The 26,632-nt window shown below is 71.6% G+C and carries 28 protein-coding genes; 17 read left to right on the forward strand and 11 right to left on the reverse strand.

The window, feature by feature from the left end; all coding sequences use genetic code 11:
- Nucleotides 1–81: 81 nt before the first annotated feature.
- Together KV394_RS06640 and KV394_RS06645 are read left to right on the forward strand one after the other, a co-directional pair.
- Nucleotides 82–555, forward strand: a complete 474-nt coding sequence (locus tag KV394_RS06640) for an SRPBCC domain-containing protein (RefSeq protein WP_240744617.1) — start codon at nt 82–84, stop codon at nt 553–555.
- Nucleotides 552–869, forward strand: coding sequence for an ArsR/SmtB family transcription factor (locus KV394_RS06645; RefSeq protein WP_247982627.1), 318 nt, complete (start codon nt 552–554; stop codon nt 867–869). Before KV394_RS06640 ends, KV394_RS06645 begins: the two co-directional genes overlap by 4 nt.
- Here KV394_RS06645 and KV394_RS06650 read toward each other — a convergent pair.
- A complete protein-coding gene (locus KV394_RS06650; protein ID WP_206251996.1) occupies nt 866–1,411 on the reverse strand; it encodes a MarR family winged helix-turn-helix transcriptional regulator in 546 nt (181 codons plus the stop codon). The two genes, KV394_RS06645 and KV394_RS06650, sit on opposite strands and share 4 nt — an antisense overlap.
- Nucleotides 1,408–1,644, reverse strand: a complete 237-nt coding sequence (locus KV394_RS06655; protein WP_136032935.1) for a hypothetical protein — start codon at nt 1,642–1,644, stop codon at nt 1,408–1,410. Before KV394_RS06655 ends, KV394_RS06650 begins: the two co-directional genes overlap by 4 nt.
- Before the next feature lie 130 nt (nt 1,645–1,774).
- Here KV394_RS06655 and KV394_RS06660 point away from each other — a divergent pair, with 130 nt between their 5' ends.
- Both KV394_RS06660 and KV394_RS06665 read left to right on the forward strand, forming a co-directional pair.
- Nucleotides 1,775–2,221, forward strand: a complete 447-nt coding sequence (locus tag KV394_RS06660) for a MarR family winged helix-turn-helix transcriptional regulator (RefSeq protein WP_136032937.1) — start codon at nt 1,775–1,777, stop codon at nt 2,219–2,221.
- Between the two features lie 67 nt (nt 2,222–2,288).
- Complete coding sequence (locus tag KV394_RS06665; protein ID WP_247982628.1) at nt 2,289–2,615, forward strand: DUF7882 family protein; 327 nt, start codon at nt 2,289–2,291, stop codon at nt 2,613–2,615.
- Between the two features lie 171 nt (nt 2,616–2,786).
- Here the strand turns inward: KV394_RS06665 and KV394_RS06670 are convergent, their stop codons facing one another.
- The 3 genes from KV394_RS06670 to KV394_RS06680 form a co-directional block, all read right to left on the reverse strand.
- Entirely contained in the window at nt 2,787–3,539 is a 753-nt protein-coding gene (locus KV394_RS06670; protein ID WP_206251995.1) for an SDR family NAD(P)-dependent oxidoreductase, read from the reverse strand.
- A gap of 125 nt (nt 3,540–3,664) precedes the next feature.
- Nucleotides 3,665–4,021, reverse strand: a complete 357-nt coding sequence (locus KV394_RS06675; protein ID WP_136036844.1) for a YciI family protein — start codon at nt 4,019–4,021, stop codon at nt 3,665–3,667.
- Complete coding sequence (locus tag KV394_RS06680) at nt 4,018–5,280, reverse strand: RNA polymerase sigma factor (protein WP_247982629.1); 1,263 nt, start codon at nt 5,278–5,280, stop codon at nt 4,018–4,020. Before KV394_RS06680 ends, KV394_RS06675 begins: the two co-directional genes overlap by 4 nt.
- Before the next feature lie 346 nt (nt 5,281–5,626).
- On the opposite strand from KV394_RS06680, the gene KV394_RS06685 reads away from it, so the two are divergent.
- The 3 genes from KV394_RS06685 (at nt 5,627) to KV394_RS06695 (ending at nt 8,505) form a co-directional block, all read left to right on the forward strand.
- Entirely contained in the window at nt 5,627–6,019 is a 393-nt protein-coding gene (locus KV394_RS06685; RefSeq protein ID WP_206251981.1) for an ArsR/SmtB family transcription factor, read from the forward strand.
- A 1-nt stretch (nt 6,020) separates the two neighbouring features.
- The gene (locus KV394_RS06690; RefSeq protein ID WP_247982630.1) at nt 6,021–6,998 is read left to right on the forward strand and encodes an SRPBCC family protein; all 978 of its coding nucleotides are present in this window, start codon (nt 6,021–6,023) and stop codon (nt 6,996–6,998) included.
- Nucleotides 6,999–7,152: 154 nt separating this feature from the next.
- Nucleotides 7,153–8,505, forward strand: coding sequence for a flavin monoamine oxidase family protein (locus tag KV394_RS06695; RefSeq protein ID WP_247982631.1), 1,353 nt, complete (start codon nt 7,153–7,155; stop codon nt 8,503–8,505).
- On the opposite strand, the gene KV394_RS06700 is transcribed toward KV394_RS06695, so the two are convergent.
- The 5 genes from KV394_RS06700 to KV394_RS06720 all read right to left on the reverse strand — a co-directional run bounded on the left by KV394_RS06700 (nt 8,496) and on the right by KV394_RS06720 (nt 11,873).
- Entirely contained in the window at nt 8,496–9,233 is a 738-nt protein-coding gene (locus KV394_RS06700) for a Pr6Pr family membrane protein (protein ID WP_240744618.1), read from the reverse strand. The genes KV394_RS06695 and KV394_RS06700 overlap by 10 nt on opposite strands.
- Nucleotides 9,234–9,320: 87 nt before the next feature.
- Nucleotides 9,321–10,157, reverse strand: coding sequence for a ribonuclease H family protein (locus KV394_RS06705; RefSeq protein ID WP_247982632.1), 837 nt, complete (start codon nt 10,155–10,157; stop codon nt 9,321–9,323).
- 52 nt (nt 10,158–10,209) lie between these two features.
- A complete protein-coding gene (locus KV394_RS06710; RefSeq protein WP_247982633.1) occupies nt 10,210–10,431 on the reverse strand; it encodes a hypothetical protein in 222 nt (73 codons plus the stop codon).
- 76 nt (nt 10,432–10,507) lie between these two features.
- On the reverse strand, nt 10,508–10,828 hold the full coding sequence (locus tag KV394_RS06715; RefSeq protein WP_206251976.1) for a protealysin inhibitor emfourin: 321 nt from the start codon (nt 10,826–10,828) through the stop codon (nt 10,508–10,510).
- Nucleotides 10,800–11,873, reverse strand: a complete 1,074-nt coding sequence (locus KV394_RS06720; protein ID WP_136036834.1) for a M4 family metallopeptidase — start codon at nt 11,871–11,873, stop codon at nt 10,800–10,802. Before KV394_RS06720 ends, KV394_RS06715 begins: the two co-directional genes overlap by 29 nt.
- 124 nt (nt 11,874–11,997) lie before the next feature.
- On the opposite strand from KV394_RS06720, the gene KV394_RS06725 reads away from it, so the two are divergent.
- The 6 genes from KV394_RS06725 (at nt 11,998) to KV394_RS06750 (ending at nt 19,544) form a co-directional block, all read left to right on the forward strand.
- The gene (locus KV394_RS06725) at nt 11,998–13,206 is read left to right on the forward strand and encodes a hypothetical protein (protein ID WP_247982634.1); all 1,209 of its coding nucleotides are present in this window, start codon (nt 11,998–12,000) and stop codon (nt 13,204–13,206) included.
- Nucleotides 13,207–13,273: 67 nt separating this feature from the next.
- A complete protein-coding gene (locus KV394_RS06730) occupies nt 13,274–14,482 on the forward strand; it encodes a hypothetical protein (protein WP_247982635.1) in 1,209 nt (402 codons plus the stop codon).
- Nucleotides 14,483–14,637: 155 nt separating this feature from the next.
- Nucleotides 14,638–15,945 (forward strand): ABC transporter substrate-binding protein, encoded by a 1,308-nt coding sequence (locus tag KV394_RS06735; RefSeq protein WP_136032976.1) that lies wholly within the window; start codon nt 14,638–14,640, stop codon nt 15,943–15,945.
- A 4-nt stretch (nt 15,946–15,949) separates the two neighbouring features.
- Complete coding sequence (locus KV394_RS06740; protein ID WP_136036830.1) at nt 15,950–16,912, forward strand: carbohydrate ABC transporter permease; 963 nt, start codon at nt 15,950–15,952, stop codon at nt 16,910–16,912.
- Nucleotides 16,909–17,856, forward strand: a complete 948-nt coding sequence (locus tag KV394_RS06745) for a carbohydrate ABC transporter permease (protein ID WP_136036829.1) — start codon at nt 16,909–16,911, stop codon at nt 17,854–17,856. Before KV394_RS06740 ends, KV394_RS06745 begins: the two co-directional genes overlap by 4 nt.
- On the forward strand, nt 17,853–19,544 hold the full coding sequence (locus KV394_RS06750; RefSeq protein ID WP_247982636.1) for an amylo-alpha-1,6-glucosidase: 1,692 nt from the start codon (nt 17,853–17,855) through the stop codon (nt 19,542–19,544). The genes KV394_RS06745 and KV394_RS06750 overlap by 4 nt, the downstream gene beginning before the upstream one ends.
- A gap of 12 nt (nt 19,545–19,556) precedes the next feature.
- On the opposite strand, the gene KV394_RS06755 is transcribed toward KV394_RS06750, so the two are convergent.
- Entirely contained in the window at nt 19,557–20,213 is a 657-nt protein-coding gene (locus KV394_RS06755) for a GntR family transcriptional regulator (RefSeq protein ID WP_136036827.1), read from the reverse strand.
- A gap of 147 nt (nt 20,214–20,360) precedes the next feature.
- Here KV394_RS06755 and KV394_RS06760 point away from each other — a divergent pair, with 147 nt between their 5' ends.
- From KV394_RS06760 to KV394_RS06775, 4 genes are read left to right on the forward strand one after another with little or no spacing between them, the layout of a single operon-like run.
- Nucleotides 20,361–22,442, forward strand: coding sequence for a beta-galactosidase (locus KV394_RS06760; protein WP_247982637.1), 2,082 nt, complete (start codon nt 20,361–20,363; stop codon nt 22,440–22,442).
- A complete protein-coding gene (gene gcvPA / locus KV394_RS06765; RefSeq protein ID WP_247982638.1) occupies nt 22,439–23,821 on the forward strand; it encodes an aminomethyl-transferring glycine dehydrogenase subunit GcvPA in 1,383 nt (460 codons plus the stop codon). The genes KV394_RS06760 and gcvPA overlap by 4 nt, the downstream gene beginning before the upstream one ends.
- Nucleotides 23,818–25,401, forward strand: coding sequence for an aminomethyl-transferring glycine dehydrogenase subunit GcvPB (gcvPB, locus tag KV394_RS06770; RefSeq protein ID WP_136032991.1), 1,584 nt, complete (start codon nt 23,818–23,820; stop codon nt 25,399–25,401). Before gcvPA ends, gcvPB begins: the two co-directional genes overlap by 4 nt.
- On the forward strand, nt 25,398–26,624 hold the full coding sequence (locus KV394_RS06775) for an ATP-NAD kinase family protein (protein WP_247982639.1): 1,227 nt from the start codon (nt 25,398–25,400) through the stop codon (nt 26,622–26,624). Before gcvPB ends, KV394_RS06775 begins: the two co-directional genes overlap by 4 nt.
- The last annotated feature ends 8 nt before the right edge of the window (nt 26,625–26,632 follow it).

A 26,632-nucleotide genomic window follows, 5' to 3' on the forward strand; every position in this document is an offset into this window, starting at 1 on the left:
GAGAGAGGGCGCTGTGCAACGCTAGAGTTGCAGTCGTCGTCATTCCGACGCCGACCCGAGAAAGGAACCATCATGGTGGACATGACTCGCAGTGACGCAGCGGTGGTCGACGAGGAAGCCTTCTCCGTCCGTCGGACCATCCGCATCGACGCCCCCATCGGCAAGGTCTGGCAGGCGGTGGCCGAGCCGGAGCACGTGTCGCGCTGGTTCGGTCGCACGGAGCTCGCGGGCTCCGGGGTGGGCGCGACCGGGACGATGACGTTCCCCGACTACGACGTGATACCGCTGCGGGTGGAGGAGTTCGACGCCCCGCGCCGCATCACCTACCGGTGGAACAACGACGACGCGCTCGGCAGCCTGCCCGAGCGGATCGACGAGGCGACCTCCACCGTCTTCACCTTCACGCTCGACGAGGTCGACGGCGGCACGCAGCTCACGGTCGTGGAGAGCGGGTTCGACCGCACGTCCGACCCGCGCGCGAACCTGGAGTCGCACCGCACCGGCTGGGAGCTCGAGCTCGACAAGCTCGTCGCACTCGTCGAGGACCGCACGTGACGGCGCCGACCCTTCTGCCCGTGCTCTCGGCCCTCGCCGACGAGACGCGGTGGAGCATCCTGACCGCGCTCGGCGAGGGCGACGCCTCCGCGTCCGCCCTCGCCGGGCGGCTGCCCGTCTCGCGGCAGGCCATCGCGAAGCACCTCGGTGTGCTGCAGGAGGTCAGGCTGGTCGAACCGGTGCGCGTGGGCCGCGAGGTGCGGTTCCGCGTGATCGGCGCCGAGCTGTCGGACACCGCCACCGCGCTGGACGCGATCGGCCGCGAGTGGGACCGTCGCCTCGCCGCGATCAAGCAGATCGCGGAAGGGCTCTAGGCCATCTCCTTCGCGGCCTCGGCGTCGCCATGCTCCCCGTCGGCCTCCGCAGCCTCTTCGATCGCGGCCGTCATGCCGACCAGGAAACGCATCACGGTGCCGCGTTCGGCGTCGGACAGCTCATCGACGAGGCTCAGCATCCGGCGGTGCATGGCGCCGAGCGTCGCGCGCACCTCTTCATCGCTGCTGACGGTGGGGACGACGATGCCCGCGCGACGGTCGGTCGGATGCGGCTCGCGGCGCGCGTGACCTCCGCGCTCCAGGCGGTCGATCAGCGTGGTGGTCGATGCCGTGGAGATGTCGAGCATCCGGGCGATGTCGATCGGTCGCACGATGCGCCCGGCCCGCTGTTCGCGGAGCAGGAAGCGCAGGGCCACGAGGTCGGTCTCGTTCATGCCCATCGACGCGCGGGTGCGGGCGCGCATGGCGGTCTCGGCGCTGCGGTAGCGGCGCAGCATGTTCAGCACGTCGACGGTGGAGGCGGTGTCGCTCTCGGGGTACCAGTATCCGGAGGCGTGGAACTCGCCTCTGCTGTCGGTCACGCGACCTCCCCCTCGTCGCTCGACCCGGCCTCCCGCTCGAGCATCTCCATCGCGCCCGTCTCGACCTCGGCCGGGACGATGCGCAGGAGGCCGCCCGTGATGGCGTCGGTCTCGGCGCCGATGATCTGCTCGATCCGGCGTCGCGTGACGGAGGGGAAGCGCTCCTCCAGGCGTTCGAGCAGATCGGCGTAGCTGATGTACGACGCCTCCTCGAGACTGAATCGCTCGGGCATGGCATCCTTTCGGGGGCGATGTGTTTCCATCATCGCATCCCGGAAGTGCCCGATCGCGCGGAATAATCGCTAGTCTGCCTCGTTGTCAGACTGTCGAGGTACCATGGGCTGCGGGGAAGGAGTACTCGGCATGGGGAAGACCAGCACGGATGTGGCGACGTCGTCGCTCGCGCGCGATGTAGACGACTTCCGTCGCGCCGACGCCCAGCTCAACCGCCGCCTCGCCGCCCGCCGCGAGCCCAACGACACCGACCGGGCCGCGATGCACTTCATCGGCACCGCGCCGGCCGAGCGTCCCCTCACCCCCCGCGACCTCGCCGGCTTCCTCGGCATCAGCACTGCGGCGGTGACGAGCGTGATCCGCCGCCTGTCGGAGCGCGGGCAGATCGTGGTCGCGCCGCATCCGCTGGATGCCCGGTCCAAGGTGCTGCGTCCCTCCCTGCGCGACCTCCATTCGCAGGGCGACGAACTGTCGGTGCGGGTGGCGGCGCTCGCCGACGAGTTCACCGAGCAGGAGGCGGCTGCGATCTCGCGGTTCCTGCGGCGCCTGACCGACGAGCTCGGCGACCTCCCCTGACCCGACTTGATTTAACTAGTTAAACTAGTAAAATATCCTCGTCCAGCTTTCTGCACGAGGAGAGATCATGGGAACCCTGACGTACGCGAATGCCACCGCTCCGATCGAGATCGACGACGAGGTGCTCGCGCATCTCCGAGCCGCAACCGTCACCAAGCTCCGCCGCAATGAGCCGTTTGCTCTCACCGTGCCCACGGGAGACGGACAGGCGGAGACGCTGTGGATGCACGCGTCCATCCCGGTGCGCTTCGCCCTCGACTCCACGGTCGAGCTGCACCGACCGCTCCTGGCGCGCCTGATGCAGGCCGCGAGCTCCACCGGAGGCCTCGACCTCACCGACTCCGAGCTGTCGCTCGAGCTGGCATCGCGTGAACTGCACGCGATGACCGCCTGAAAACGGAGGATGCAAGCCAGCCTCACCGCCCATCGTGGTCCTCTCGAAGGGCTCTCGGACCACGTGCGGTGATGGCCTCGGCGAGAACGGAGCGGGGGCTCCGCCTCGCCATCGAGCGGCATCCGGCCGCCTGGGATTCGGGTTCCCGGCCGCCGGATGCCGCTCCGTCTGTCACAGGGCGGTGTAGCCGCCGTCGACCAGGTGGTAGCTGCCGGTGATGAAGCTCGCGGCGTCGCTCGCGAGGAACACCACGAGGTTCGCGACCTCGTCGGCCTGCCCGAGCCGACCGATCGGGTGCTTCGACACGAGGAACTCCTTCGCTTCGTCGCCCATGTTCGCCAGCAGCGGGGTGTCGATGAAGCCGGGGCCCACCGAGTTCACGCGCACGCCCTGCGCCGAGTACTCCAGTGCAGCCGTCTTGGTCATGCCGACCACGCCGTGCTTGGCCGTGACGTAGGCGGGCGATCCCGCGAAGCCGACGCTGCCGAGGATCGAGGCGATGTTCACGACCGAGCCGCCGCCGTTCGCGAGGATCGACGGGATCTGCGCCTTCATGTTGCGGAACACGGCGTTGAGGTTGATCGCGATGACCTTGTCCCACGCGTCCTCCTCGTAGTCGGCCGTCGGGGCGGTGGCGCCGCCGATGCCGGCGTTGTTGACGCCGATGCGCAGGGGCGCGAGGGAGTTCGCGAGCTCGACCGACGAGGCGATCCAGGCGGGGTCGGTCGCGTCGCCGACCGAGGCCTCGGCGGTGCCGCCCGCGGCGCGGATCTCGTCGACCACGGCCTGCGCGTGCTCCGCGTTCAGGTCGTTCACGACCACCGACGCGCCGTTCTGCGCCAGCAGCAGCGCGACCGAGCGGCCGATGCCGCTGCCTGCTCCCGTCACGATCGCCGAGCGGTTCGAGACGTCGTACTGAGCCACGAGAGACTCCTCTTCCGGGCGGGCGCGGTGCCGGGAGATCTTCTCGGACGGTCCGTCCTTCCCTCCAGCCTACGCCGGAATATCGGAGGTGGATTCACGTGAATGGAATCTGTCCTGGGGGCACGTCAGGACTCGTCCCAGGGGAGCTTCACCAGCGGCAGGATGTAGATCCGGCCCGCGATCGCGACGGGATGCTTCGCCATGAAGGCGGCGGCCTCGTCGATCGAGTCGGCGGTGACGAGGTCGTAACCCGCGAACCACTCCTTGAACTCCGGGAACGGGCCGTCGGTGATGATCGTCTTCCCGTCGCGGACCGCGACGGATTTCGCCTGTTCGGGTCCGGCGACCGGGCCGCCGTCTCCGAGGCGCCCCGCCGCGTCGCCCTCGGTCGCCCAGCGTTCGAGGATCTCCTGATCCTCCGCGCGGGCCAGCGGGGTCCCGGTGGAATCGGACATGTGGATGACGAGGTACGTGCTGCTCATGGGGTGTCTCCGTTTCTTGTGAGGTGGGTGCGGCGGCGGATGAGGTGTGCGGTCTCGGCGGTGTTGCCGCCGAGGGCGATCGCGCGGTCGTAGGCGGAGCGGGCCTCGGCCGGTCGGTCGAGCGCACGCAGCAGCTCGGCACGCGCGACGTGGAAGGCGTGGTGGCCGTCGAGGGTCTCGGCGAGCGGCTCGATCATCGCGAGGGCGACCTGCGGGGAGTCGAACTCGGAGACCGCGATCGCCTTGTTGAGGGTGATGACGGGGCTCGGATCGATCTGCTCGAGCCGCGTGTACAGCGACACGATCCGATCCCAGTCGGTGTCCCGCGCGGCGGCGGCGGTGACGTGCACCGCGTTGATCGCGGCCAGCAGCGGATACCGTCCCGGACGCCCGGCCTCCCGCTCGTCGGCTCGGGAGTGCAGGAGCTGCAGGCCCTCCGCAATGGCGGACCGGTCCCACGCGGACCTGTCCTGTTCGTCCAGCCGCACGAGCTCGCCGTCGGGGGACACGCGCGCGGCGGCTCGCGCCTCGGTGAGCAGCATGAGGGCGAGAAGCCCGGTCACCTCCGGGTCGTCGGGGAGGAGGTCGTGGGCGAGTCTCGCGAGGCGGATCGCCTCGGCGGTCAGGTCTCGCCGGAGCGGGGGCGAGTCCGGGCCGGACGCGAGATACCCCTCGTTGAACACGAGATACAGCACGGTCAGGACGGCGTCGGTGCGGGCGGGGAGGTCCTCCGCGCGCGGGATCGTGAACGGGATCCGGGCGGCCTTGATCTTCGCCTTCGCCCGGGAGATGCGCTGGCCCATCGTGGTGTCCTGCACGAGGAACGCGTGGGCGATCTCCGCGACGCTGAGGCCGCCCACCATGCGCAGCGTCAGGGCGACGCGGGCCTCCAGCGGCAGCGTCGGGTGGCAGCAGATGAAGAGCAGGCGCAGCCGATCGTCTTCCACCACGCCCGCGGACGCCGGCGGGTCTGTGTCGTGCAGCATCATCGCCTCCCGGTGCTTCTCGTCGCGACGTGCCTCGCGACGGAGCCGATCGATCGCACGGCGGTTCGCGGTGGTCGTCACCCAGCCGGCCGGGTTCGGCGGGATGCCGTGCGCCGGCCAGTGCTCCACGGCTGCCGCGAACGCCTCCGCGGCCCTCTCCTCGGCCAGATCGAGGTCGCCGAAGCGGCGCGCCAGTCCGGCGACGATCCGGGTCCATTCCTCCCGATGCGTCCGCGTGATGGCATCCCCCGCGCGGGAGGGCGTCGGTGTCACGACGCCCTCCGCGTCGACAGGGCCGCGAAGACGCGCCGGATCGGAGCGAGTCGTGCACCGCTCCCGCGAGGCGCGGGCGGGACGGCGATCCGGCGATCGGCGAGGGCCGTTCGCCTTTGCCACGCGACGGACCCCTGGTGCGTTGCCGTGTCGTGGAGCAGCAGCGCCATCATCGGATCAGTATGCACGGGTGCCGCCTTCCGGGGTGAGGGGAGCCCGAGGACTCCGGACACTCACACCACGAACGGCACCCGCGCATTTCGACAACTCCGGCGAGACGGTGCGACCAGCCAGTCAATCAAGTACCTCTTGACACGCCCGCACGCCAGGCATAACGTACAACCAAATGGTTGCACGAACAGAGCTGAGCGAAGCGGAGGTCGACCGTGTGTTCCACGCACTGGCGACGTCGACCCGGCGCGACATCCTGCGCCGGACGATCGAGCGGGAGCAGTCCGTCTCGACCCTCGCCGCCGAATACGAGATGTCGTTCGCGGCTGTCCAGAAGCACGTGGCCGTGCTCGAGGCCGCGAACCTCATCGTCAAGCGCGCCGAGGGACGCGAGCGGCTCGTCCGCGCGAACCCCGAGATGATCGCCCGCGCCAGGGCGCTCCTCGCCCGTTACGAAGAGCTGTGGCGGTCGCGCATCGCCCGGCTCGACGACCTGCTGGCCGAGACGCCCGCCGGTCGCCCCGACAGCGACACCACCGACAACGCACGAGAGAACCCAGGAGACTGACATGCCCGTCACCGACGTCACCACCGATGCCGACGACCTCACGATGACCGTCACGGCCGACTTCGCCGCCCCCATCGAGCGGGTCTGGAACGCGTACAGCGATCCGCGCCAGCTCGAGCGCTTCTGGGGTCCTCCCGGCTGGCCCGCCACCTTCACCGCGTGGGACCACACGGTCGGCGGCCGCGCGGTCTACACGATGAACGGACCTCGCGGCGAGAAGTCGACGGGCGTCTGGGAGTTCCTCGCCATCGAGGAACCGCACCGCTTCGAGGTGCTCGACTCCTTCGCCGACGAGCACGGAAAGCCCCTCGACGGCTTCCCCGCGCAGCGCATGAGCTTCACGTTCGATTCCACGCCCGAGGGCACCCGCATGGTCACCACGAGCCACTTCGACTCGGTCGACGCGCTCGAACAGGTCGTCGAGATGGGTCAGGTCGAGGGCATCAAGATGGCGATGGGCCAGCTCGACGCCGTGCTGCAGGACCTCCGCGACTACGCGCAGGGCAAGGGCACCCGGGTGGAGCTGCTCGACGACACCCACGTGCGCATCACCCGGCTCGTCGAGGGTCCGCGCGAGCTGGTGTGGCGCGCGCACTTCGAGCCCGACCTCATCCGCCAGTGGATGCTCGGCCCGGACGGGTGGGAGATGACCGAATGCATCGCAGCGACCGAGGTCGGCCAGTCGTACCGCAACTCCTGGGCGCCGGTCGGTGACACCGAGGGCGAGCCGTTCGGGTTCGAGGGCGAGGCGCTGCTGATCGACGCCCCGCGCCGCGCCGTCACCACCGAACGCATGCGGGGCATGCCCACCGAGACCGTCAACGACCTGAGCCTCTACGAGGAGGACGGCGCCACGCTCGTCACGGTGCTCATCGAGTACCCCGACAAGGAGACGCGCGACATGATCCTCGCCACCGGCATGGCCGACGGCATGGAGGCCTCGTTCGCCCGCCTGGAACGCGAACTGCTGGCGGTCTGACCGCCGCGTCGTCCACGACTCCTCGGAATCGGCCGGGTCCCTCGTGGATCCGGCCGATTCCGCGTCCCTGCTCGCCGTTTCCGGGGAGTTGTGGACCGCCCGTCGCGGAGGTGCGGCGGCGGACCGGGGTGGAGCGGGATAAAGTGGCGGCACGATGAGGATCACGCGCCGCACCCTGCTCCTCGGCGCCGGAGCCGGTGCCGTCTCGGTGCTTCTCGCCTCCTGCACGCCGGAGCCGAAGCCCACGCCGACGCCCACCCGCACGCGTGAGCCCGAGCCCCCGCCCGGCGTCCCGGCCCCTGCCGGCAGCATCCGCAGCACCTGGACTACCGACCCGTTCGCCCTGGGAGCTGCCAGCTTCACCCCCGTCGGAGTGCTCGCCGACGCCCGCGCCGCCCTCGGCCGCCCGGTCGACGATCGCCTCTTCTTCGCGGGCGAAGCCACCGACGAAGACGCCCCCGGCACCGTGCGCGGAGCCATCGCCTCGGGGGAGCGCGTGGTCGACGAGCTGATGGATGCCGCGGGATCGGGGGAGCGCGTCGCCGTGATCGGCGCGGGCCTCGCGGGAGCCACCGCCGCCGCCCTCCTCGCGGACCGGGGCCTGCAGGTGACCGTGTTCGAGGCGCGCGACCGCGTCGGCGGGCGCGTCTTCACCCGCAGCGACGACTCCTGGCCGGTGCCGGTGCAGCTCGGCGCCTGGCTGTTCGGCGAGGACGACGCCGAGGTGCTCGACCGGCTGCGCGCCGGCGACGTGGGAACCGTCGACCTCACCGGCTCGCTGTGGCGTACCCCGGACGGCGACATCGAACCCGTCGACCCCGTGCCCGTCACCACCGCCATCGCCGCCGCCCAGGCCGCCCCGGAAGACGTCTCGGTCACTGACGCGCTGACCGCCGCGGGCATCGACCCCGCGGATCCCTCGACCGCCGCCCTGCTCGACATCCTCGCCGCGCGCACGGGTGCCGCAGCCGGCGAGCTCTCCAGCTGGTTCGCGCCGCCGCTGCCCACGGGCGACCCGGCCGCCACCCGCGACAGCCTCGTGCCGTTCGTGGAGCACGCGCTCGACGGAGTGCAGGTCGGCCTGAACTCCCCGGTTGCCCGCCTGGCCTACGACGACACCGGGGTGAGCGTGCGCCTCGGCACCGGGGAGGCCCTCTCGTTCGACCGGGTGGTGGTGACGGTGCCGCTCGGGGTGCTGCAGGACCGCAGCATCGAGTTCGACCCGCCGTTGCCCTTCGCCAACCGCGGCGCGATCTCGGCGCTCGGCATGGGGGCCATCGAGACCGTGTGGCTGCGGTGGGACGAGGCGTTCTGGGAGAACGACGAGGCCGTGTGGCACGCGGTCGGCACCGACGCGGTCATCCCCACCTGGATCAATCTGCGCCCCGTCACGGGCGAGAACGTGCTGGTGGGCATCGTCGGCGGTGCGGCCGCCGCGGAGTTCGCGGAACTCAGCGACGACGACGCGTTCGACGCGGCGCTGGCGTCGCTGACCGTCTACGTCTGAGCCGACGCGCCGACCCGCTCGCGCGCATCGACCGCACCGGCCGGGCTACCGCGGTCGTCGTCCGGGGGATCGTCGGGCCCGGGATCCGCGTCGGTGCGCAACCGCCGCGGCAACGGCATCCGGCTGATCAGCACCAGGGCGGTCGCGACGATGCTGAACGATGCCAGGGCCACCGCGCACGAGATCACGAACTCGGGCGGACCGCTCACCTGCCGCGGGTCGAGGAAGTAGTACGGATACCAGCCGATCAGCGGGCCCCGGATGAGCGTCGCGACACCCCACAGCACCGGATACACGAGGGTGATCGGAACCACACGCCACGGCACGGCTCGATGCCCCGGAGCCAGCGCCCAGGCCGCGACCGTGACCGCCGGCAGGTAGAAGTGCAGCACCTGATCCGACCACGGCACGTCGATGCGGATGCCGCGCACACCCGCCTGCCACACCAGGATCGCGAACACCAGGCCGGCCGTGATCGTCCACGTCAGCACGAGCGCCAGCGCCACCGTGAGCCACCGCGGGTCTCGCGCACGCCGCAGGGCGAGCACCCCCGCGATCGACAGCAGCACCACGAACGCGAGGTTGGACTGGTTCGTCAGGTAGGCGAAGAAGTTCTGGCTCGCGATGGTGTGCGACGCCAGGCCCCAGGCCATGCGGTGGATGAGGGCGACGAGGCAGATGGCGGCTGCGCTCAGACGGAGCAGGCCGAAGACCGTACGGGTCCTCACCGCCGCGTCACCGTCCCCACCATCATCCGCCGAGTCTACGGAGTCCACCCGAGCGCTCGCCGCGTCGCGGGTGGCTGCGCCGTGCGCTCAGATCAGCCGACGCAGGGCCTCTTCGAGCGAGACGCCCTGCGCCTCGGCGCGGTCGCGGAGGCGCGCGTGCTCATCGGGCGACAGCGGGATCCGCAGTTCGATCGGGTCGTCGTCGGGGCGGTCGAGGCCGTCGAGCAGGTCGGACGGCTCCGCCCACAGCGGTTCCGCGTACGACTCGGAGACGGGGGTGGCGGCGGGGCCGGAGGCTGTGGGCGCCCCGGTGATGCGGTCGGAACCCGCGGCCGGAGCGGAGGTCGCCGTCGCGAGGGAGGTGGTCTTCGCGGCCGGGGCTGTCCTCTCGGGAGAGCTGGTGGTCGCGGCGTGCGCGGCGACGGGGGCGGAGGCGGCGACCGCGGCACCGGCGTCGGTCGCGAGGGTGAAGCCCGGGCCCCGGCGCGGTTCCTGCCCCTGCTGGTATGCCTTCGCCGCGGCGTTCGCGCGCTCGTCCGCTGCCTCGTTCAAGGGGTGCCCCGCGTGGCCCTTGACCCACGAGAACTCCACGTCCCGTCCGCGGATCGCCTCGTCGATGCCCTCCAGCAGGTCGCGGTTGAGCACGGGGCCCCCGTCGGACTTGCGCCATCCGCGGCGCTTCCACCCCGGCATCCACTTCGTCACGGAGTCGATCACGTAGCGGCTGTCGCACTCGATCAGCAGCTTCTCGTCGGTGCCGGCGGTCGCGCGGAGGAGCTCGAGCACGGCCCGCAGCTCGCCCTGGTTGTTGGTGCCGTGCGGGGAACCACCGGCCGCCCAGTTGGCGTCGTCGATGTACCAGGCCCAGCCGTTCGGGCCGGGGTTGCCCAGGGCGGAGCCGTCTGCGGCGGCGGTGATGGTCATCCTTCCACCGTATCGGTGGGGGCCGACGCGGCCGCGCGAGAGGGCAGCGCGGTCAGTCCTCGGGGTCGCTGTTCTCGACCGTCGCAGCATCGGGCGCGGGCGGTGCGACCGGGAACACGATCGAGCTCACGGACGCCGGGGCGCCGAGGCCGAGCGTGAGGGGGTCCACCGCGGGGGCCGTGTCGAGGAGGTCGGCGTCGGAGCGTTCGAGCGGCTCGGACGGCAGAGCCCACTGCTGCTCTTCTTCTTCGGGTCGCTGCTGGAAGAGTCCCATGGAGTCCATCATGACCCCGGCCGCACGGCCCGCGGTCGCATTCACACGGGATTGATCGCTTGCCCGCGGGCCGGGCTCAGGCGGGGTCGCGGGTCGAGGCGGCGCGCACGGCCTCGACGAGCGTCCGCCAGGGGCCCTCGAGCGCGGAGTCGGGCAGCTCGCGCTCCCGGCGCTCGGAGGGCGTGCGCGCGCGGATGCTCCACATGAAGCGGTCGGCCCCGGGTGACGCGTCGGCGTCCTGGTCCCACGGGCAGAGGTCGATGAGCGTGATCCACTCGTCCGCGTCGGACGGCTCCGCCTCCACACGCCACTGGCGACGGATGCCCGCGATGCCGCCCGATCGCACGACGGCGATCACGACGGGGGCGTCACTCGGAGGTGCCGGGTCCTCGCTCATGCTCATAGACTCCCACGGCGCTCCACGCCCGTCGAGCCGCGGCCGCCGTCTCCTCGTCGACCGCGACGGCCGCGGCCACCGTGGCGTCGGCGAACTCCGTGAACGTGGCCGTGCTCGACAGCCCGCCCGTGAGCGCCCGGTACCAGACGGTTCCCGCGCGCTCCCAGGCGTTGCCGCCGAGGTCGCGCGCGAACAGGGCGAACGCCCGGTTGGGGATGCCCGAGTTGATGTGCACGCCGCCGTTGTCCTCGGTCGTGCGGACGAAGCCGCTCATGTGGTCGGGCTGCGGGTCTTTGCCGAGCTCATCGTCGTCGTAGGCCGTGCCGGGGGCGATCATCGACCGCAGCGCCGCGCCCTGCACGGCCTCGGTGAAGATCTCGGCGCCGATGAGCCAGCTCGCCTGCGCCGCGGTCTGGCCCTGCGCGTACTGCTCGGTGAGCGCGCCGAAGACGTCGGCGATCGATTCGTTCAGGGCGCCGGGCTGGCCCTGGTACTCCAGGTTCGCGGTGTGCTGCACGACCCCGTGTGCGAGCTCGTGCCCGATCACGGTGAGCGAGCCGGTGAAGCCGCGGAACACCTCGCCGTCGCCGTCGCCGAACACCATGCGCTCGCCGTCCCAGAACGCGTTGTCGTAGTCGACGCCGTAGTGCACGGTCGCGTCGAGCGGCGCCCCCGCGTCGTCGAGCGAGTTGCGCTGGAAGGCGGCCAGCAGCATCTCGAACGTGGCGCCGAGGCCGTCGAAGGCCTCGTTCACGGCGGGGTCGTCGACCGGCGCGTCGTCTTCGCCGCGCACCACGGCGCCCGGCAGCTGCTGCGTGTTGCCGGCGTCGCTGATCGTGCGGTTCGGCGCGTCGGACAGCTGGGCGACGAGGTCGCCGTTCTCGTCGATCGAGAGGTCGATGCGTGCGCGGAACGGTGGACGACCGGCCGTGAGGGTCTGCCGGGCGGCGGCTGCCGCCCTGGGGAAGCGGCCGGACTCGGCGAGGCGCGCGAGCAGATAGGAGGGGATGACGCCGTGCCGCGGGAGGGGTTCTGCGCTGCTCATGGTGCGACACTACGCCCCGCCTCGGACGTTCGTCCGCTCGCTCGTCGCACCGGACGGGCCGCAGGCCCGTTCCCTCACCTGCTGACTTGAGATTGAGAATCGTTCTCAATAGGGTGACAGAGTCATGAACCTCGCACTCCTCCGGCGGGCAGCCCTCGCCCCCTCCGCCCTCCTCGTCCTCCTCGCCGCCGCCGGGTGCGCCTCCCCGGTCGCGCCCGCTGCGACGGCGGATCCTGATGCGCACGGCATCGACTCGGGCGGCGCCGCGGAGGTCGCTGCGCCCGCCCTCGCCCTCGCCGTCGCGGACGAGCGGGGCGCCCTCACCCTCCTCGATCTCGACACCGAGGAGCGCGTCGTCCTCACTGACGCCGGGGCCGGGAGGGCCGCGGTGTCGGGCGATGGGCGCCTCGTGTTCCTCGCCCGCACCGACGGCGACGACGCGACCGTGGACGTGGTCGATACCGGGCGCTGGACCGTGCCGCACGGCGACCACACGCACTCGTTCCAGGGCGAGCCGCGGCAGCTCGGTTCGCTGGACGGCCACGGAGAGGTGCGGGTGAGCGGGGCCGGTCAGAGCACGGCGATCGGCTTCGGCGGCGCGGAGGTCGTCGTGCTCCCGCACGACGACCTCGCCGGCGGACTCGGCACCGCCCGGCTCGACCTGGCGCACGCGGGCCCGGTCCTCCCGTTCGCCGACCGGCTCCTTGTGCCCACCGCCTCCGGCACCATCCGGATCGTCGACGGCGAGGGCGCCCCTGCCGCCGCGGCCGAGATGCCGTGCGGCGCGGTCTCCGACGCCGACCTCACCCGCGTTGGCGCGGTCTTCGCGTGCGCGGAAGGGGCCGTGCTCTTCACCCGGCAGGTGGGCGGTGAGATCGTCGGCGAGGCGATCCCGTATCCGGCCGGTGCCCCCGCGGCGACGCGGCTCGACGGTCGCGCCGACCGGGCGGACCTCGCCGGCGTCGCCGGTGACGACGGTGCGTGGCTGCTCGACGTCCGTCAGCGCACCTGGACGCTGCTCCCCTCCGACGTCCCGCTCATCCGCGCTGTCGCCATCGGTGACGACGCCGGTCGCACGGTCGCGGTCGACGCGGAGGGACGGCTCCGCGTGCTGGCGCCGGACGGATCCGTGCTGGCCCGCACCGAGCCCCTGCTCGCGGCGACCATCGCAGACCCGGCGTTGCGAGACCGCGTGGAGTTGCGGGTGTCCGCACGACGCGTCTACGTCGCCGATCCCGCCGCGGGAACGGTCTACGAGATCGACCACGGTGACGCGCGCATCACCCGTACCTTCAGCGACCTCGAGGCCGTGTTCCTCCAGCTCGTCGGCTGACCCAGAGTCCTCGGCGCCCCGCGCTGCCGCGCATCCGCGCACCCTGAGAAGAAAGAGAGACGAACCCATGTCCCGACCCCGCAGCCGCCTCGCGCTGGGCGCCCTCGGCGCGATCGCCGCCGTGGCCCTCGCCGGATGCGCCGGAGCCTCCCCCGCGTCCGAGAACACCACCGGTGCCGCGCCGGAGCAGCACGACCATCACGAGGCGGACACCCGCGTCGCCCTCACCTACGACGGTGGTGTGGTCGTGCTCGACGGCGACACCCTCGAGACCGTCGGCGAGGCCGAGCTCGACGGATTCCTGCGCGTGAACGGCGCGGGCGACCACGACGGCCATGTGTTCGTCACGGCCGAGGACGGCTTCCACGTGCTCGACACCGGTCTCGCCTCCGGGGCCGTCGAGTTCACCGGGGAGGTGTTCGAGGCGGTGGCTGCCGGACACGCGACCCCGCACGCCGGCCGCACCGCGCTGTTCGACGACGGCACCGGAGAGGTGCGCGTGTTCGACACCGACGCGGTCGGCACGGGCACCCTGCCGGAGTTCGACACCATCGCGTCGGAGGCGGCGCACCACGGGGTGGCCATCGAGCTGTCCGACGGCACCGTCCTGTCCACGATCGGCACGGCCGAGGCCCGGAGCGGCGTGCGGCACCTGGCGGCGGACGGCACCGAGCTCGCGCGCGACGAGCGGTGCCCGAGCGTGCACGGGGAGGGCGCGCTGAAGGGGGAGGTCGTGATGTTCGGCTGCGAGGACGGTGTGCTGCTCTTCGCGGACGGCGCCTTCACCAAGCTCGACGCCCCGGACGAGTTCGGGCGCACCGGCAACGCCTACGTGACCGACACCAGCGCCGTCGCGGTCGGCGATTACAAGACGGATCCCGACCAGGAGGGCTACTTCCTGTCGCAGCTGGTGCTGGTCGACACCGCGGCCGCGAGCCTCTCGGTGGTCGATGCCCCGGCCGAGTACACGTGGCGCGGTGTGGGTCGCAGCGCCCACGACGACATCGTGGTGCTGGGCGCCGACGGCAGCCTCACCGTGCTCGACGAGTCCGGTGCGGTGCAGGACTCCTGGTCGGTCATCGACGCGTGGGAGAGCCCGGCCGAGTGGCAGGACCCGCACCCGGGCCTGCGGGTGGTGGGCGACATCGCCTATGTGACCGAGCCGGCGAAGAAGCGCATCGTCGCGGTCGACCTGCACACGGGCGAGGTGGCGGCCGAGGCCACGCTCGACGTGATCCCGAACGAGTTCGTGGTGGTGGGTGCCGCCGGGCACTGAGCGCCACGGGACAGGAGGGGCGGATCCGGGTGGGGTCCGCCCCTTCGTCGTGCGGCGATGGCTCACCCTTGACAGGATTGCGTTCTGTATACAGAATACTGGAGAGCCCCGCGGGGTGATCCGACCCGAACTTCAACGATGAAAGAGGTAGCGAGATGGCACGTGCTGCGACACGGTATCTGGCCCTGGGCGCCGCCGGAGCGCTCGCACTCGGACTCGCCGCGTGCAGCGGTGGCGGCGGGGGCGGCAGCGTCGACGCCGACGGCAAGGCCACCGTCGTGTGGTCCACCTGGGGCACTCCGGAGGAGCTCACCCGCTACGAGGAGTTCAACAAGGACTTCATGGAGCGCCACCCCGACATCACCGTCAAGCTGCAGCCCGTGGCCGGCTACGGCGACTACCACTCCAAGCTGCTCGCCCAGCTGACCAGCAACACCGCGCCCGACGTGTTCTACGTGGGCGACGACATGATCGGGCAGTTCGTCGACTCGAACCGGCTCATGCCGCTGCGCGAGCTGATGGACTCGAAGGACAGCAAGACCGCCTACGACGACTTCTTCCCCGGCCTGTTCGGTGCGGCCGAGAAGGACGACGAGGTCTACGCGGCGCCCAACGACTCCAACCCCGACGTGTTCTGGTACGACAAGCAGGCGCTCGCCGCGGCCGGCATCACCGAAGACCCCGCGACCCTGGCCGAGAACGGCGAGTGGACCACCGACAAGTTCCTCGAGATGAACGCGGCCCTGCACGACGCGGGCCTCACCGGCACCATGTACTGGAACTACTGGGCCACCCACTGGAGCTGGCTGTCGTCGCAGGGCCTGGACGCCCCGTACGACGACAAGGGGACGTTCGTCGCCAACGAGGACGCCGACACGGTCGAGGCCATGCAGCAGTTCGGCGACCTCTTCCAGGACGGCACCTTCGTGGTCGCCGACACCCTCCCCGACGGCGCCGGTGCCGACAGCGTGTTCGTGACGCACAAGGCCGGGTTCTTCGTGCAGGGCCGCTACACGATCGGCACCGTGAGCGCGGCGGGCGAGCAGGACAGCTACGACATCGTGCGCTGGCCCACCCCCGATGGAGCGGAAGCCCCGACCGGCGTCGCCACGTCGTTCCTCGCGATCAACGGCAAGACCAAGGTGAAGGACGCCGCGTTCACGTTCTGGACCGAGTTCCTCTCCGCAGAGGGACAGACCTTCCGCCTCGAGGGCGGCGGCAACGCGGTCCCGTCCATCAAGGGCGCCGACGAGGTCGTGCTGGAGGGCGACTACCCCGCGCACGCGCAGACCTTCCTCGACATGCGCGACATCGGCTTCGAGGACTACCCCGCCGAGGCGCGCATCCCCGGGCTGCCCGTCGCCATCGCGGAGGAGTTCCAGAAGCTCTACGAGGGCAAGGTCGACGCGCAGACCACGCTCGACACCATCGCCGACGTGGTCGCGGAACGGTCGGAGAAGTAGACCGGTGACCACTCTCACCGAGAACGGACGGATGCCGCAGGCCGAGCCTGCGGCATCCGCCCCGCCCCTGCGCCCCGAGGCCGCGTGGCGCCGCCGCGACCGCCGCTGGGGCTACGTGTTCGTCGCCCCGCAGCTGCTCGGCATGGCCCTGTTCGTCATCCTGCCGTTCGGGGCCAGCCTGGTGCTGGCCTTCGCGGAGTGGGACGGGCTGAGCGACCTGGAGTGGGTGGGCTTCGCGAACTTCGCCGAGCAGCTCACCGACCCGCTCCTCGGCCGCGCCATCCTCAACACCCTGCTGATCGCGGTCATCACCGTGCCGATCGGCCTCACGCTCGCCGTGATCGTCGCGGTCGCGCTGGAGCGGCTCAAGACCCGCACGCTCTACCTCATCCTGTTCTTCGCGCCCGTCGTGACGTCGACGGTCGCGGTCGCCATGATCTGGCAGCAGATGTTCCGCGCGGACGGCCTGCTGTCCACCACCATCGCCAACGTGTTCGGCATCACCCCGCCCGACTGGCTGCAGGACCCCAAGCTCGCGCTGCTCGCGGTCTGCATCGTCACGATCTGGTCGTCGATGGGCTTGAACGTGGTGATCTTCCTCGCCGGGCTCCAGAACATCTCGCCCTCGGTCATCGAGGCCGCCCGCATCGACGGCGCCGGCGCCTGGCGACTGTTCACCGGCATCCGCCTGCCGCTGCTCTCCCCGATCGTGTTCTTCTCGTCGGTGATCGCGTTCATCTCGTCGCTGCAGACGTTCGACACGGTCTACGTGCTCGTCTCCGGCGGCGGCCCGGACAACGCCACCCGCACGATCGTCTACCACATCTTCGATCTGGGCTTCGGGCGGTTCGAGTTCGGTCCGTCGAGCGCCGCGAGCGTGATCCTGCTCGTGCTGACCCTCGTCATCACCGCGATCCAGTTCGGCGCGCAGAAGAAGTTCGTCCACTACGAGGATGACCCGGCATGACCCTCCAGACGCCCTCGCTCATCGAGCCGGCCGCCCCCGCGACCGACTCGACCGTCGCCCTCACGGCCCCCGGCTATCGTCGCCGCGGTCGCGGAGGGCCCGGCGCCGACCGCGCCCGCCGTCGCCTCGGAGCCACCGCGCTCCACGTGGTGCTCACGATCGCCGGCATCTCGATGGTGTTCCCGTTCGTGTGGATGCTGCTGACGTCGTTCAAGACGCTGCCGCAGCTGCTGAAGAACCCGCTCGAGTTCCTCCCCAACCCGTGGACGGTGGAGAACTACGCCGACGCCTGGAACGCGGTGCCGTTCGGGCAGGCATATCTGAACAGCGCCTACATCGCGGTGCTGGTCGTGGTGGGCACGCTGCTGACCGCATCGATGGCGGGCTACGCGTTCGCGCGCATCCGCTTCCGCGGCAGCAAGGTGCTGTTCATCGTGTTCCTGGCGACACAGATGATCCCCGCGCAGGTCACGCTCATCCCCTTCTACCTGCTGATGTCGCAGATCGGGTGGGTGGACTCGCACCTGGCGCTGATCGTGCCCGGCATGATCGCGAACCCATTCGCGGTGTTCCTGATGCGGCAGTTCGTGCTCGCCCTGCCGCGCGAGCTGGAGGAGGCGGCGCTGGTCGACGGCGCGGGCCGGTGGCGCATCTTCTGGAGCATCGTGCTGCCCAACCTCAAGCCGGGACTCGCCGCGCTCAGCATCATCACGGCGCTCGGCGTGTGGAACGCGTTCCTGTTCCCGCTCGTGCTGCTCAACACCCCCGACCTGTTCACGGTGCCGCTGCTGCTCACCTCGTTCCAGGGGCAGTTCGGCTCGATCAACTACGGGCTGGTCATGGCGGCCTCGGCCATCGCGACCGTGCCGATGCTGATCGTGTTCGTGATCGGGCAGCGGAAGATCCTCAACAGCATGGCCGCGTCGGGCCTGGGCGGGCGATGATGGCCGACGACCTCGACCTCGCCGGGCTCGCCGGCCGGCACCTCGACCTGATCACCGCGCCGTTCACGCTGCCCCGGTCGCGGGTGCTCGTGTTCGGCGAGGGCGACGGCGTGCGCGTGCACACCTCGGAGTACGAGCGGCGGCTGTCGGAGTGCCGCGTGCTCGACCTCGTGGAGGTGCTCGACGCGGACGGCGCCGTGCTGCCGGTGGCCGACGTGCGACCCGAGAGGATCGCGTTCGGGGCCCCTCGTCTCGCTGCGCCCGCTCAGGAACCGGGGGCGGGTGCGGAGACGCAGCGTGCCACGCTCACCTTCGCGGCCCCGGCGACGCTGAGCGTCGGCGGCGATGCCGGCCTGCGCGTGCGGCTCACGCACCCGGACGGCCGGATCGAGGAGCACGCGCTCGGAGAGGGACTGCGCCTCCGCGTCGCTCCCGACCGCTCGGTCACGGTCGAGTCCGGCGATCACCGGGCCGCCCTCGCCGCCACGGCCCACGTCTGGGACGACTGGTTCGCCCGGTGCCCGCGCGTGCGCGACGACCTGCAGGAGATGACCGCCTTCTGCTGGTGGGTGCTCGGCGCGAACATCGTCGAGCTGCCCTCCCTCGGCGACGCCAGAGCGATCGTGCCGTCGAAGATCGGCTACGTGGGACTGTGGCAGTGGGACGCGTACTTCATCGCCGTCGGCCTCCGCCACGGCGACCCCGCGCTCGCGCGCGAGCAGCTCGACATCGCGTTCCGGTTCCCGCAGCCCGACGGACAGCTCCCCGACGTCGTGCACGAGGAGGGCGTGCTCGCCACGAGCGACGACCTGCCAGAGAGCGACCGCGCGAACCTGCGCCGCGCGGGCTCGCAGATCGCCGACCCCACGGCGCCCGTGCCGCTGACCAAGCCGCCGCTCGCCGCATGGGCCCTGCGCGCGGTGCTGGAGGTGGAGGACGCGCCGGAGTGGGCACGGCGCCAGCTCGCCACGGTCGTCCGCTCGCAGGACTGGTGGTTCGCGGGCAGCGATCTCGACCACGACGGCATGCCCGAGTACGGACACCCCTACTCCTCAGGTCTCGACGACAGCCCGATCTTCGACGGCCCGCTTCCCACGGCCGCCCCCGACCTGGGCGCCTACCTCGTGCGGCAGGACCGCGAGCTCGCCGACCTGCTCTCCCGATACGAGCCCGGCGCCGACGTGAGCCGGTTCCGCGAGCGCGCCGAGGCGACGCAGGAGCTGCTGCTGCGCATGTGGGACCCCGAGCGCGAGCGCTTCCTCGCGTTCGGCGGCGGCGAGACGCTCACGAGCGACACCGTCGTGGGCCTGATGCCGCTGCTCACCGGAACCCTGCCGGAGCAGATCGCCGGTGCGCTGCGTGCCGCGGTGGACGACCCGGAGCGGTTCGCGCTGCCGTGGGGCCTGCCGACGGTCGCCGCGTCCGACCCCGACTTCTCGGAGGAGCGGATGTGGCGCGGCCCGGTGTGGGTCAACACGGCCGCTCTCGTGGCGGAAGGCCTGGAGGCGTCCGGCTTCGCCGAGCGCGCACGGCAGCTGCGGGAGCAGACCGTGGCGCTCGTGATCCACGGCGGCGGCCCGCACGAGTACTTCCACCCGCGCACGGGTCAGAAGGCACGCACGGCCACGACCGCGTTCGGTTGGTCGGCGGCGCTGTTCATCGACCTCGCCGTGACGCTGTCGCGGTGAGCCGTGGCCGGGTCAGGCGGTGAAGTAGCTGCTGGTGGCGTTGTCGAGGATGCGCTGCATGCCGTTCGTCCAGTTCAGCTTGAGGGCCTGGACGGCGGCGGGCACGTCTCCCGCCGCGAGGTGCCGGGCGATCTCGGCGTGCTCGGCGGCGACGCGCTCGACCTTCACGTCCTCCGGCACGAGCAGCGACTCGTAGCGGTGGAACGAGCTGCGCACGCTGTCGATCACCGCGAGGAGCCGGGTGTTGGGGCAGGCCGAAAGCATCAGGCTGTGCCACTCGTCGTCCTTCGTGATGACGAGCTGGTGCTCCACGAGCTCGTCGGCGAAGGCGTCGGCCATCTCCTTGAGCCGGGCGCCGATCGTCCGCAGCTCGTCGGGCGGGCTCAGCTCGAGCGCGAGGCTCTCGAGGGCGGCCATGACGGGTGCGAGGTCGCGGAACTCCGACGCGCTGAGCGGCACGAACCGGAAGCCCTTGCCGTTCTCGCTCTCGATCTGCCCCTCGGACTCGAGGGCGATGAGGGCTTCGCGCAGCGGTGTGCGGCTGACTCCGAGCTCGGTCGCGAGCTGCACCTCGTTGATGCCCTCGCCCGGCTGCACGAGTCCGGCGCGCATGCGGGTCAGCAGCTCCTCGCGCACCTGCGAGCGCAGGTTCTTGCGTTCGATCGCCATGACCTTCCCCTTCTGCCGCCTGCCCGTCAGCCTATGGGTTGACGCCCGGCCGGACGGCAACCTAGTGTGTTGTATACAGAATACAGCGGGACGTCGGAATGCGCCAGAGCGCCGACACGGCGGCCCGTGACTCAGAGAGGAGCCTCCGTGTCCGGACCCCGCGCCGACCAGCCGCTCCGCCGCGTGCGCCTGGATGCGCTCGCGTTCGGCGGCGACTACAACCCCGACCAGTGGTCGGAGGAGACCTGGCACGAGGACATCCGCCTGATGCGCGAAGCGGGCGTGAACATGGTGAGCCTCCCGATCTTCAGCTGGCCGCAGCTCGAGCCCGAGCCCGGCGTGTACGACTGGGCGTGGCTCGACCGCATCATCGACCTGCTGTGGGACGCGGGCATCGCGATCGACCTCGCCACCGCGACCGCCACCCCGCCCTCGTGGCTGCTGCGTGCCCACCCGGAGATGGCGCCGTGGGACGCCGACGGACACCGCCTCGAGTTCGGGTCCCGCCAGACCTACTGCCCCTCGTCGCCCATCTGGCGCGAGAACGTCGCCCGCATGGCCCGTGCCATGGCCGAACGCTACGGCGAGCACCCCGGCCTGGCGATGTGGCACATCTCCAACGAATACGGCGACCACACCTCGCGGTGCTGGTGCCCCGAGTCGGCCCGCCACTTCCGGCGCTGGCTGCAGGAGCGCTACGGAGACCTCGACGGCCTCAACGAGGCGTGGGGCGTGAACGTGTGGGGCCAGCGCTACACGTCGTGGGAGCACATCGAGACCCCCAAGCGCGCGCCGGGACCGGTGAACCCCACCAAGCTGCTCGACTTCGAACGGTTCTCCTCCGACGCGCTGCTGGAGCTGTTCCAGATCGAGATCGACGTGCTGCGCGAGGTCACCCCCGACATCGCCGTGACCACGAACTTCATGAGCATGTTCCGCGACCTCGACTACTGGGACTTCGCCGCGGTGGAAGACGTCGTGACCGACGACGCCTACCCCGACCCCGCCGACCCCACCTCACACGTGGGTGCGGCCCTCAACTACGGCCTCATGCGGGCGCTCAAGGACGGGCAGCCGTGGCTGCTGCTGGAGTCGTCGGCGAGCGCCACCAGCTGGCGCGACGTGAACGTGCCCAAGGCCCCCGGCAAGATCCGCGTGGAGAGCCTGCAGGCCGTGGCCCACGGCTCCGACGCCGTGATGTTCTTCCAGTGGCGGCAGGCCAAGTACGGCCAGGAGAAGTTCCACTCCTCGATGCTCGGCCACCGCGGCGAGAGGTCGCGCAGCTTCCGCGAGACCAAGGCCCTCGGCCTCGAACTGCAGAAGCTGGAGGCCGTGCGCGGCACCCGGGTGCGCTCCCGCGTCGGCCTCGTCGTCGACTGGGACTCCTGGTGGGGATCGAGCGCCGCGGAGTCGCTCCCCTCGCAGCGGCTGCAGTGGGCGCAGCAGGCCCGCGCCTGGCACCGGGCCCTGTACGCCCTCGGCCAGCCCGTCGACGCGGTGCGTGCCGCCGGTCCGTTCGACCGCTACGACGTGGTCGTGGTGCCGAACCTGTACATCGCGGAGCAGGAGCACGCCGACGCACTCGCGGCCTTCGTGGAGCGCGGCGGCCACCTCGTCGTCGGGCCCTTCTCCGGGGTGGTCGACGCGACGGAGAAGGTGCACGACGGCGGCGCGCCCGGCCCGCTGCGGACGCTGCTCGGCATCGAGGTGGACGAGCAGTGGCCGCTCGCGGACGGTGAGACGGAGCAGATCGCCTACGCGGGCGAGACCCTGACCGTCCCGAGCTGGAGCGAGTGGATCGAGGCCGACGACGACGTGCAGGTCCGGGGCACGTACGCGAGCGGAGAGCTCGCGGGGCTCCCCGCCGTGACCTGCCGCCCGGTCGGCCGCGGCTCCGCCTGGTACGTCAGCGCCATGATCGACCACGACGGCATGCTGCCGCTGTTCCGTGACGTGCTGCGCACCGCGGGTCTTCCGGCGCGCGACCACGTCGACCTCGACGTGGAGGTCGTCACCCGCGCGGACGACACCACCGACTACACCTTCTACCTCAATCACGGACGCGCGCCCGTCGCCGTCGAGCTGCCCGGCCCCGGGTTCGACCTGCTCACCGGCGCCCGGCACAGCGACCGGCTCGACCTCGACCGCTACGGCGTCGCCGTGCTCGCCTCGCCCCGCGCCGACACCATCCCGACCGCCACCCCCATCCCCGTGAAGGAGGACGCATGACCGCCCCGTTCGTGCATCCGTACATCCCCAACACCGCACCCGAGTCGCGCGCCGCGATGCTCGCGGCCGTCGGCGCCGAGACCGTCGACGAGTTCTACGCCGACGTGCCGGAGGCGCTGCGGCTCGGCCGCCCGCTCGACCTGCCGGCGCCGTTCGTCGCCGAGCAGGACCTCGCGCGGCACGTGCGGGGGCTCCTGGCGAAGAACCGCTCCACGCAGGAGCGCCTGAGCTTCCTCGGCGCGGGCACCTACAACCACTACGTGCCCGCGGTCGTGGACGAGGTGATCGGCCGCAGCGAGTTCCTGACCGCCTACGCCGGAGAGCCGTACGAGGACCACGGCCGCTTCCAGGCGCTGTTCCAGTACCAGTCGCTCATGGCGGAGCTGCTGGAGATGGACGTCGTGAACGTACCGACCTACGACGGCTACCAGGCCACCGCGACCGGGCTCGCCATGGCCGGACGCCTCACGGGACGCCCGCGCGTGCTGGTCGCCAGCGACGTGCTGCCCGCGAAGACCTCGAAGGTGCACGACTACATCCGGGCGCACCTGACCCTCGACCACCTCCCCACCGTGAACGGCACCGCCGACGTGGCCGCGGTCCGCGCGGCCCTCGGCGACGACGTGGCCGCGGTCTGGGTAGAGACGCCCAGCGCCACGGGCGCGGTCGAGGCCGCGCTCCGCGAGATCGCCGACGCCGCGCACGCTGCGGGCGCCGTACTCGTGGTGGGCACCGACCCCATCGGCTACGGCGTGCTCGCGCCGCCCGCGCTCGCCGGAGCCGACATCGTCACGGGCGACATCCAGTCGCTCGGCCTGCACCAGTGGTTCGGCGGAGCCCACGGCGGCTTCATCGCGGTGCACGACGACCCCCGGTTCGTGATGGAGATGCCGTCGCGCCTGTTCGGTCTCGCCACCACCGACGTGCCCGGCGAGTACGGGTTCGGCGACGTCGCCTACGACCGCACCTCGTTCGCGCACCGCGAGGAGGGGAAGGAGTGGGTCGGCACGGCCGCCGCGCTCTGGGGCATCGCCGCCGGGGTGTACCTGTCGCTGATGGGACCCGCCGGGATGGCCGAGCTGGGGGAGGTGCTGCTCGCCAGCACCCGCTACGCGCAGCAGTCCCTGTCCGCGCTGCCCGGGGTCACGCTCGACGACGACGCCGTGCACCTGCGTGAGTTCACCGTCACGCTGCCCGTGCCGGCCGCCGAGGTCGTGTCCGCCCTCCGCGCACAGGGCATCGAGCCCGGCGTGGTCGTGGACGAGCACCGCCTTCTCGTCTGCGTGACCGAGCTCACGTCCCAGTCCGACATCGACCGTCTCGCGTCCGCGCTCGCCGCGGTCGTCGCCCCCGAGCTCGCAGAGGAGCAGAACCGATGAGCCTCCCCGTCGCCCCCAAGCCGGCACTCCGCCGCTTCCAGCAGGCCCGATGGGACGAGCCGATCGTCTTCGAGCTCTCCACCCCGGGCGAGCGCGGCGTGCTCGTCTCGGCCGTGGAGCCCGAGGTGCGCAGCGCCGTGGGCGACGTGGTCGCCGACCTGCCGCCCGCCCTGCGCCGCCCCGCCGCTCCCGCGCTGCCCGAGATGGGGCAGATGCGCGTGCTCAAGCACTACCTGCGCCTGTCGCAGGAGAACCTCGGCGCCGACTTCAACGTCGACATCGGTCAGGGCACCTGCACCATGAAGTACGCGCCCAAGATCAACGACCAGCTCGCCGGCACCCCGCAGCTGACCGCGATGCACCCGCACCAGGACCCGGCCGACGCGCAGGGCGTGCTGGAGATCGTGTGGCGGCTGGAGCGGATGCTCGCCGAGATCTCCGGCATGGACGAGGTCTCGCTGCACACGCAGGGCGGCTCCGCGGCGATCTGGTCGAACATCGCGATGATCCGCGCCTACCACGAGGCGAACGGCGAGGCGGAGCAGCGCCGGGAGGTCATCACCACGATCTTCAGCCACCCCTCGAACGCGGCAGCCGCGAAGGCCGCCGGCTACGAGGTCATCACGGTGTATCCCGACGCCGACGGCTACCCGTCGCTCGACGCGCTCAAGGCGGCGCTGTCCCCGCGCACGGCGGCCATCATGGTCACGAACCCCGAGGACACGGGCATCTACAACCCCGCGATCCGCGAGTGGGTCGACGCCGCGCACGCCGTGGGCGCCCTCGCCTCGTACGACCAGGCGAACGCGAACGGCATCCTCGGCATCACCCGGGCCCGCGACGCCGGGTTCGACGTGTGCCACTTCAACCTGCACAAGACGTTCGGCACCCCGCACGGCTGCGGCGGCCCCGGCTCGGGCGCCAACGCCGTGAGCGCGGCCCTCGCCCCGTTCCTCCCGGGCCCCCGCGTGGTGCGCGAGGATGACGGGACGTTCGCGGTCGCCGAGGCGGGCGAGCGGTCCATCGGCGCGGTCGGGCCGTTCTTCGGCGTGATCCCCGCGCTCGTGAAGGCCTACTCGTGGATCATGGCGCTCGGCGCGGACGGGCTGCTCGCCGCCGCCGAGACCGCGGTGCTCAACAACAACTACCTGATGGCGAAGGTGCTCGCGATCCCCGGGGCCTCGGCGCCGTACGCGACCGGCCGTCGCCGCATCGAGCAGGTGCGGTACTCGTGGGAGGAGTTGTACCAGGAGACCGGTGTGTCGTCGGAGGAGATCGGCGTGCGCATGACCGACTTCGGCATGCACTACTGGACGAGCCACCACCCCTACGTGGTGCCGCAGCCGTTCACGCTCGAGCCCACCGAGTCGTACTCCATGAGCGAGCTCGACGAGTACGCTGCGACGCTGGCCGAGGTCGCGCGCGAGGCCAGGGAGAACCCCGAGGTCGTGCGCACCGCCCCGCACAACCAGACCGTGCACCACACGCACCACGACGACCTCGACGACCCGGAGCGCTGGGCCGTCACGTGGCGCGCGTACCGCCGCAAGTACTTCGCCGCGGAGGCCGCCGCGTCGTGATCGGTCTCGTCGTCAACCCCGTCGCCGGCGTCGGCGGACCCGCGGGTCTCGCGGGCTCCGACGGGCCGGAGGTGCAGCGCCTCGCCGTCGAGCGCGGAGCGCGCTCGCGTGTGCAGGAGCGCGCGGCCTCGGCGTTGACGACCCTGGCCGCGCGGCACCCGGGGCTCGAGGTGGCCACGGCCGCAGGAGTCCTGGGTGCCGACGCGGTGCGCGCCGCCGGGCTCCGGCCCCGCGTGCTCTCCACCCCCGCGGAGGCCGTCCGGACCGAGGCCGCCGACACGTCCCGGGCGGTCGCGGCCCTCGCGGCGGACGGGGTCGAGCTGATCCTCGTCGTCGGGGGTGACGGCACACTGCGCGATGCGGTCGCGGGGCTCGACCTCGCTGCGGCGCTCACAACTCCGGAGAAAACTGACGGTCGCGCGACCGTGGCTCCCGCTCCCGGCCGGACCTCGACCGAACTCCGCGGTCGCGCGGGCACCCCGGCCGTGCTCGGGGTGCCCGCGGGCGTGAAGATGTACTCGCCCGTGTTCGCGGTGAGCCCGCGCGCGGCCGGAGCCCTCGCGGCCGACTGGATCGACCACGGCGGGCTCCCGACGGCGGAGCGCGAGGTGCTCGACATCGACGAGGCCGCGATGCGCCGGGCCAGGGTCGAGCCGACGCTGTACGGACTCGTGCGGGTGCCCGTGCACGCCGGTCGCACGCAGGCGCGAAAGGCCCCGACCCCCGCGACCGAGGCCGCCGCCGTCGAGGCCGCAGCCCGCGGCGCGGTCGCCCGGATGCAGCCCGGCGTGCGCTACCTGCTCGGCCCCGGCGGCACCACGGCCGAGATCGCGCGGCAGCTCGGCCTCGATGGCACGCCCCTCGGGGTCGACGTCGTGCTCGACGGGCGGCTCCTCGTCCGCGGCGCGAGCGAACGGCAGCTGCGGGACGAACTCGCGCTCGGCGCCGCGCAGGCCGTGGTGACCGTGATCGGCGGACAGGGGTTCCTGCTCGGCCGAGGCAACCAGCAGCTCTCCGCGGCCGTGCTCCGTGCGCTCGGCGACGACCCCCTGCTGGTCGTCGCGCCCGAGCAGAAGCTCGTCGACCTGCACGGCCGGCCCCTGCTCGTCGACACGGGCGATCCCGTGCTCGACGCCCGGCTCGCCGGGCACATCCGCGTCGTCACCGGCGTCGGCACGAGCAGTCTCTACCCTGTGACCGCACCCGAACTCTCCCCCGTCTGACCCCCGAA

The sequence above is a fragment of the Microbacterium sufflavum genome (assembly GCF_023101165.1).
Lineage (GTDB): Bacteria > Actinomycetota > Actinomycetes > Actinomycetales > Microbacteriaceae > Microbacterium > Microbacterium sufflavum.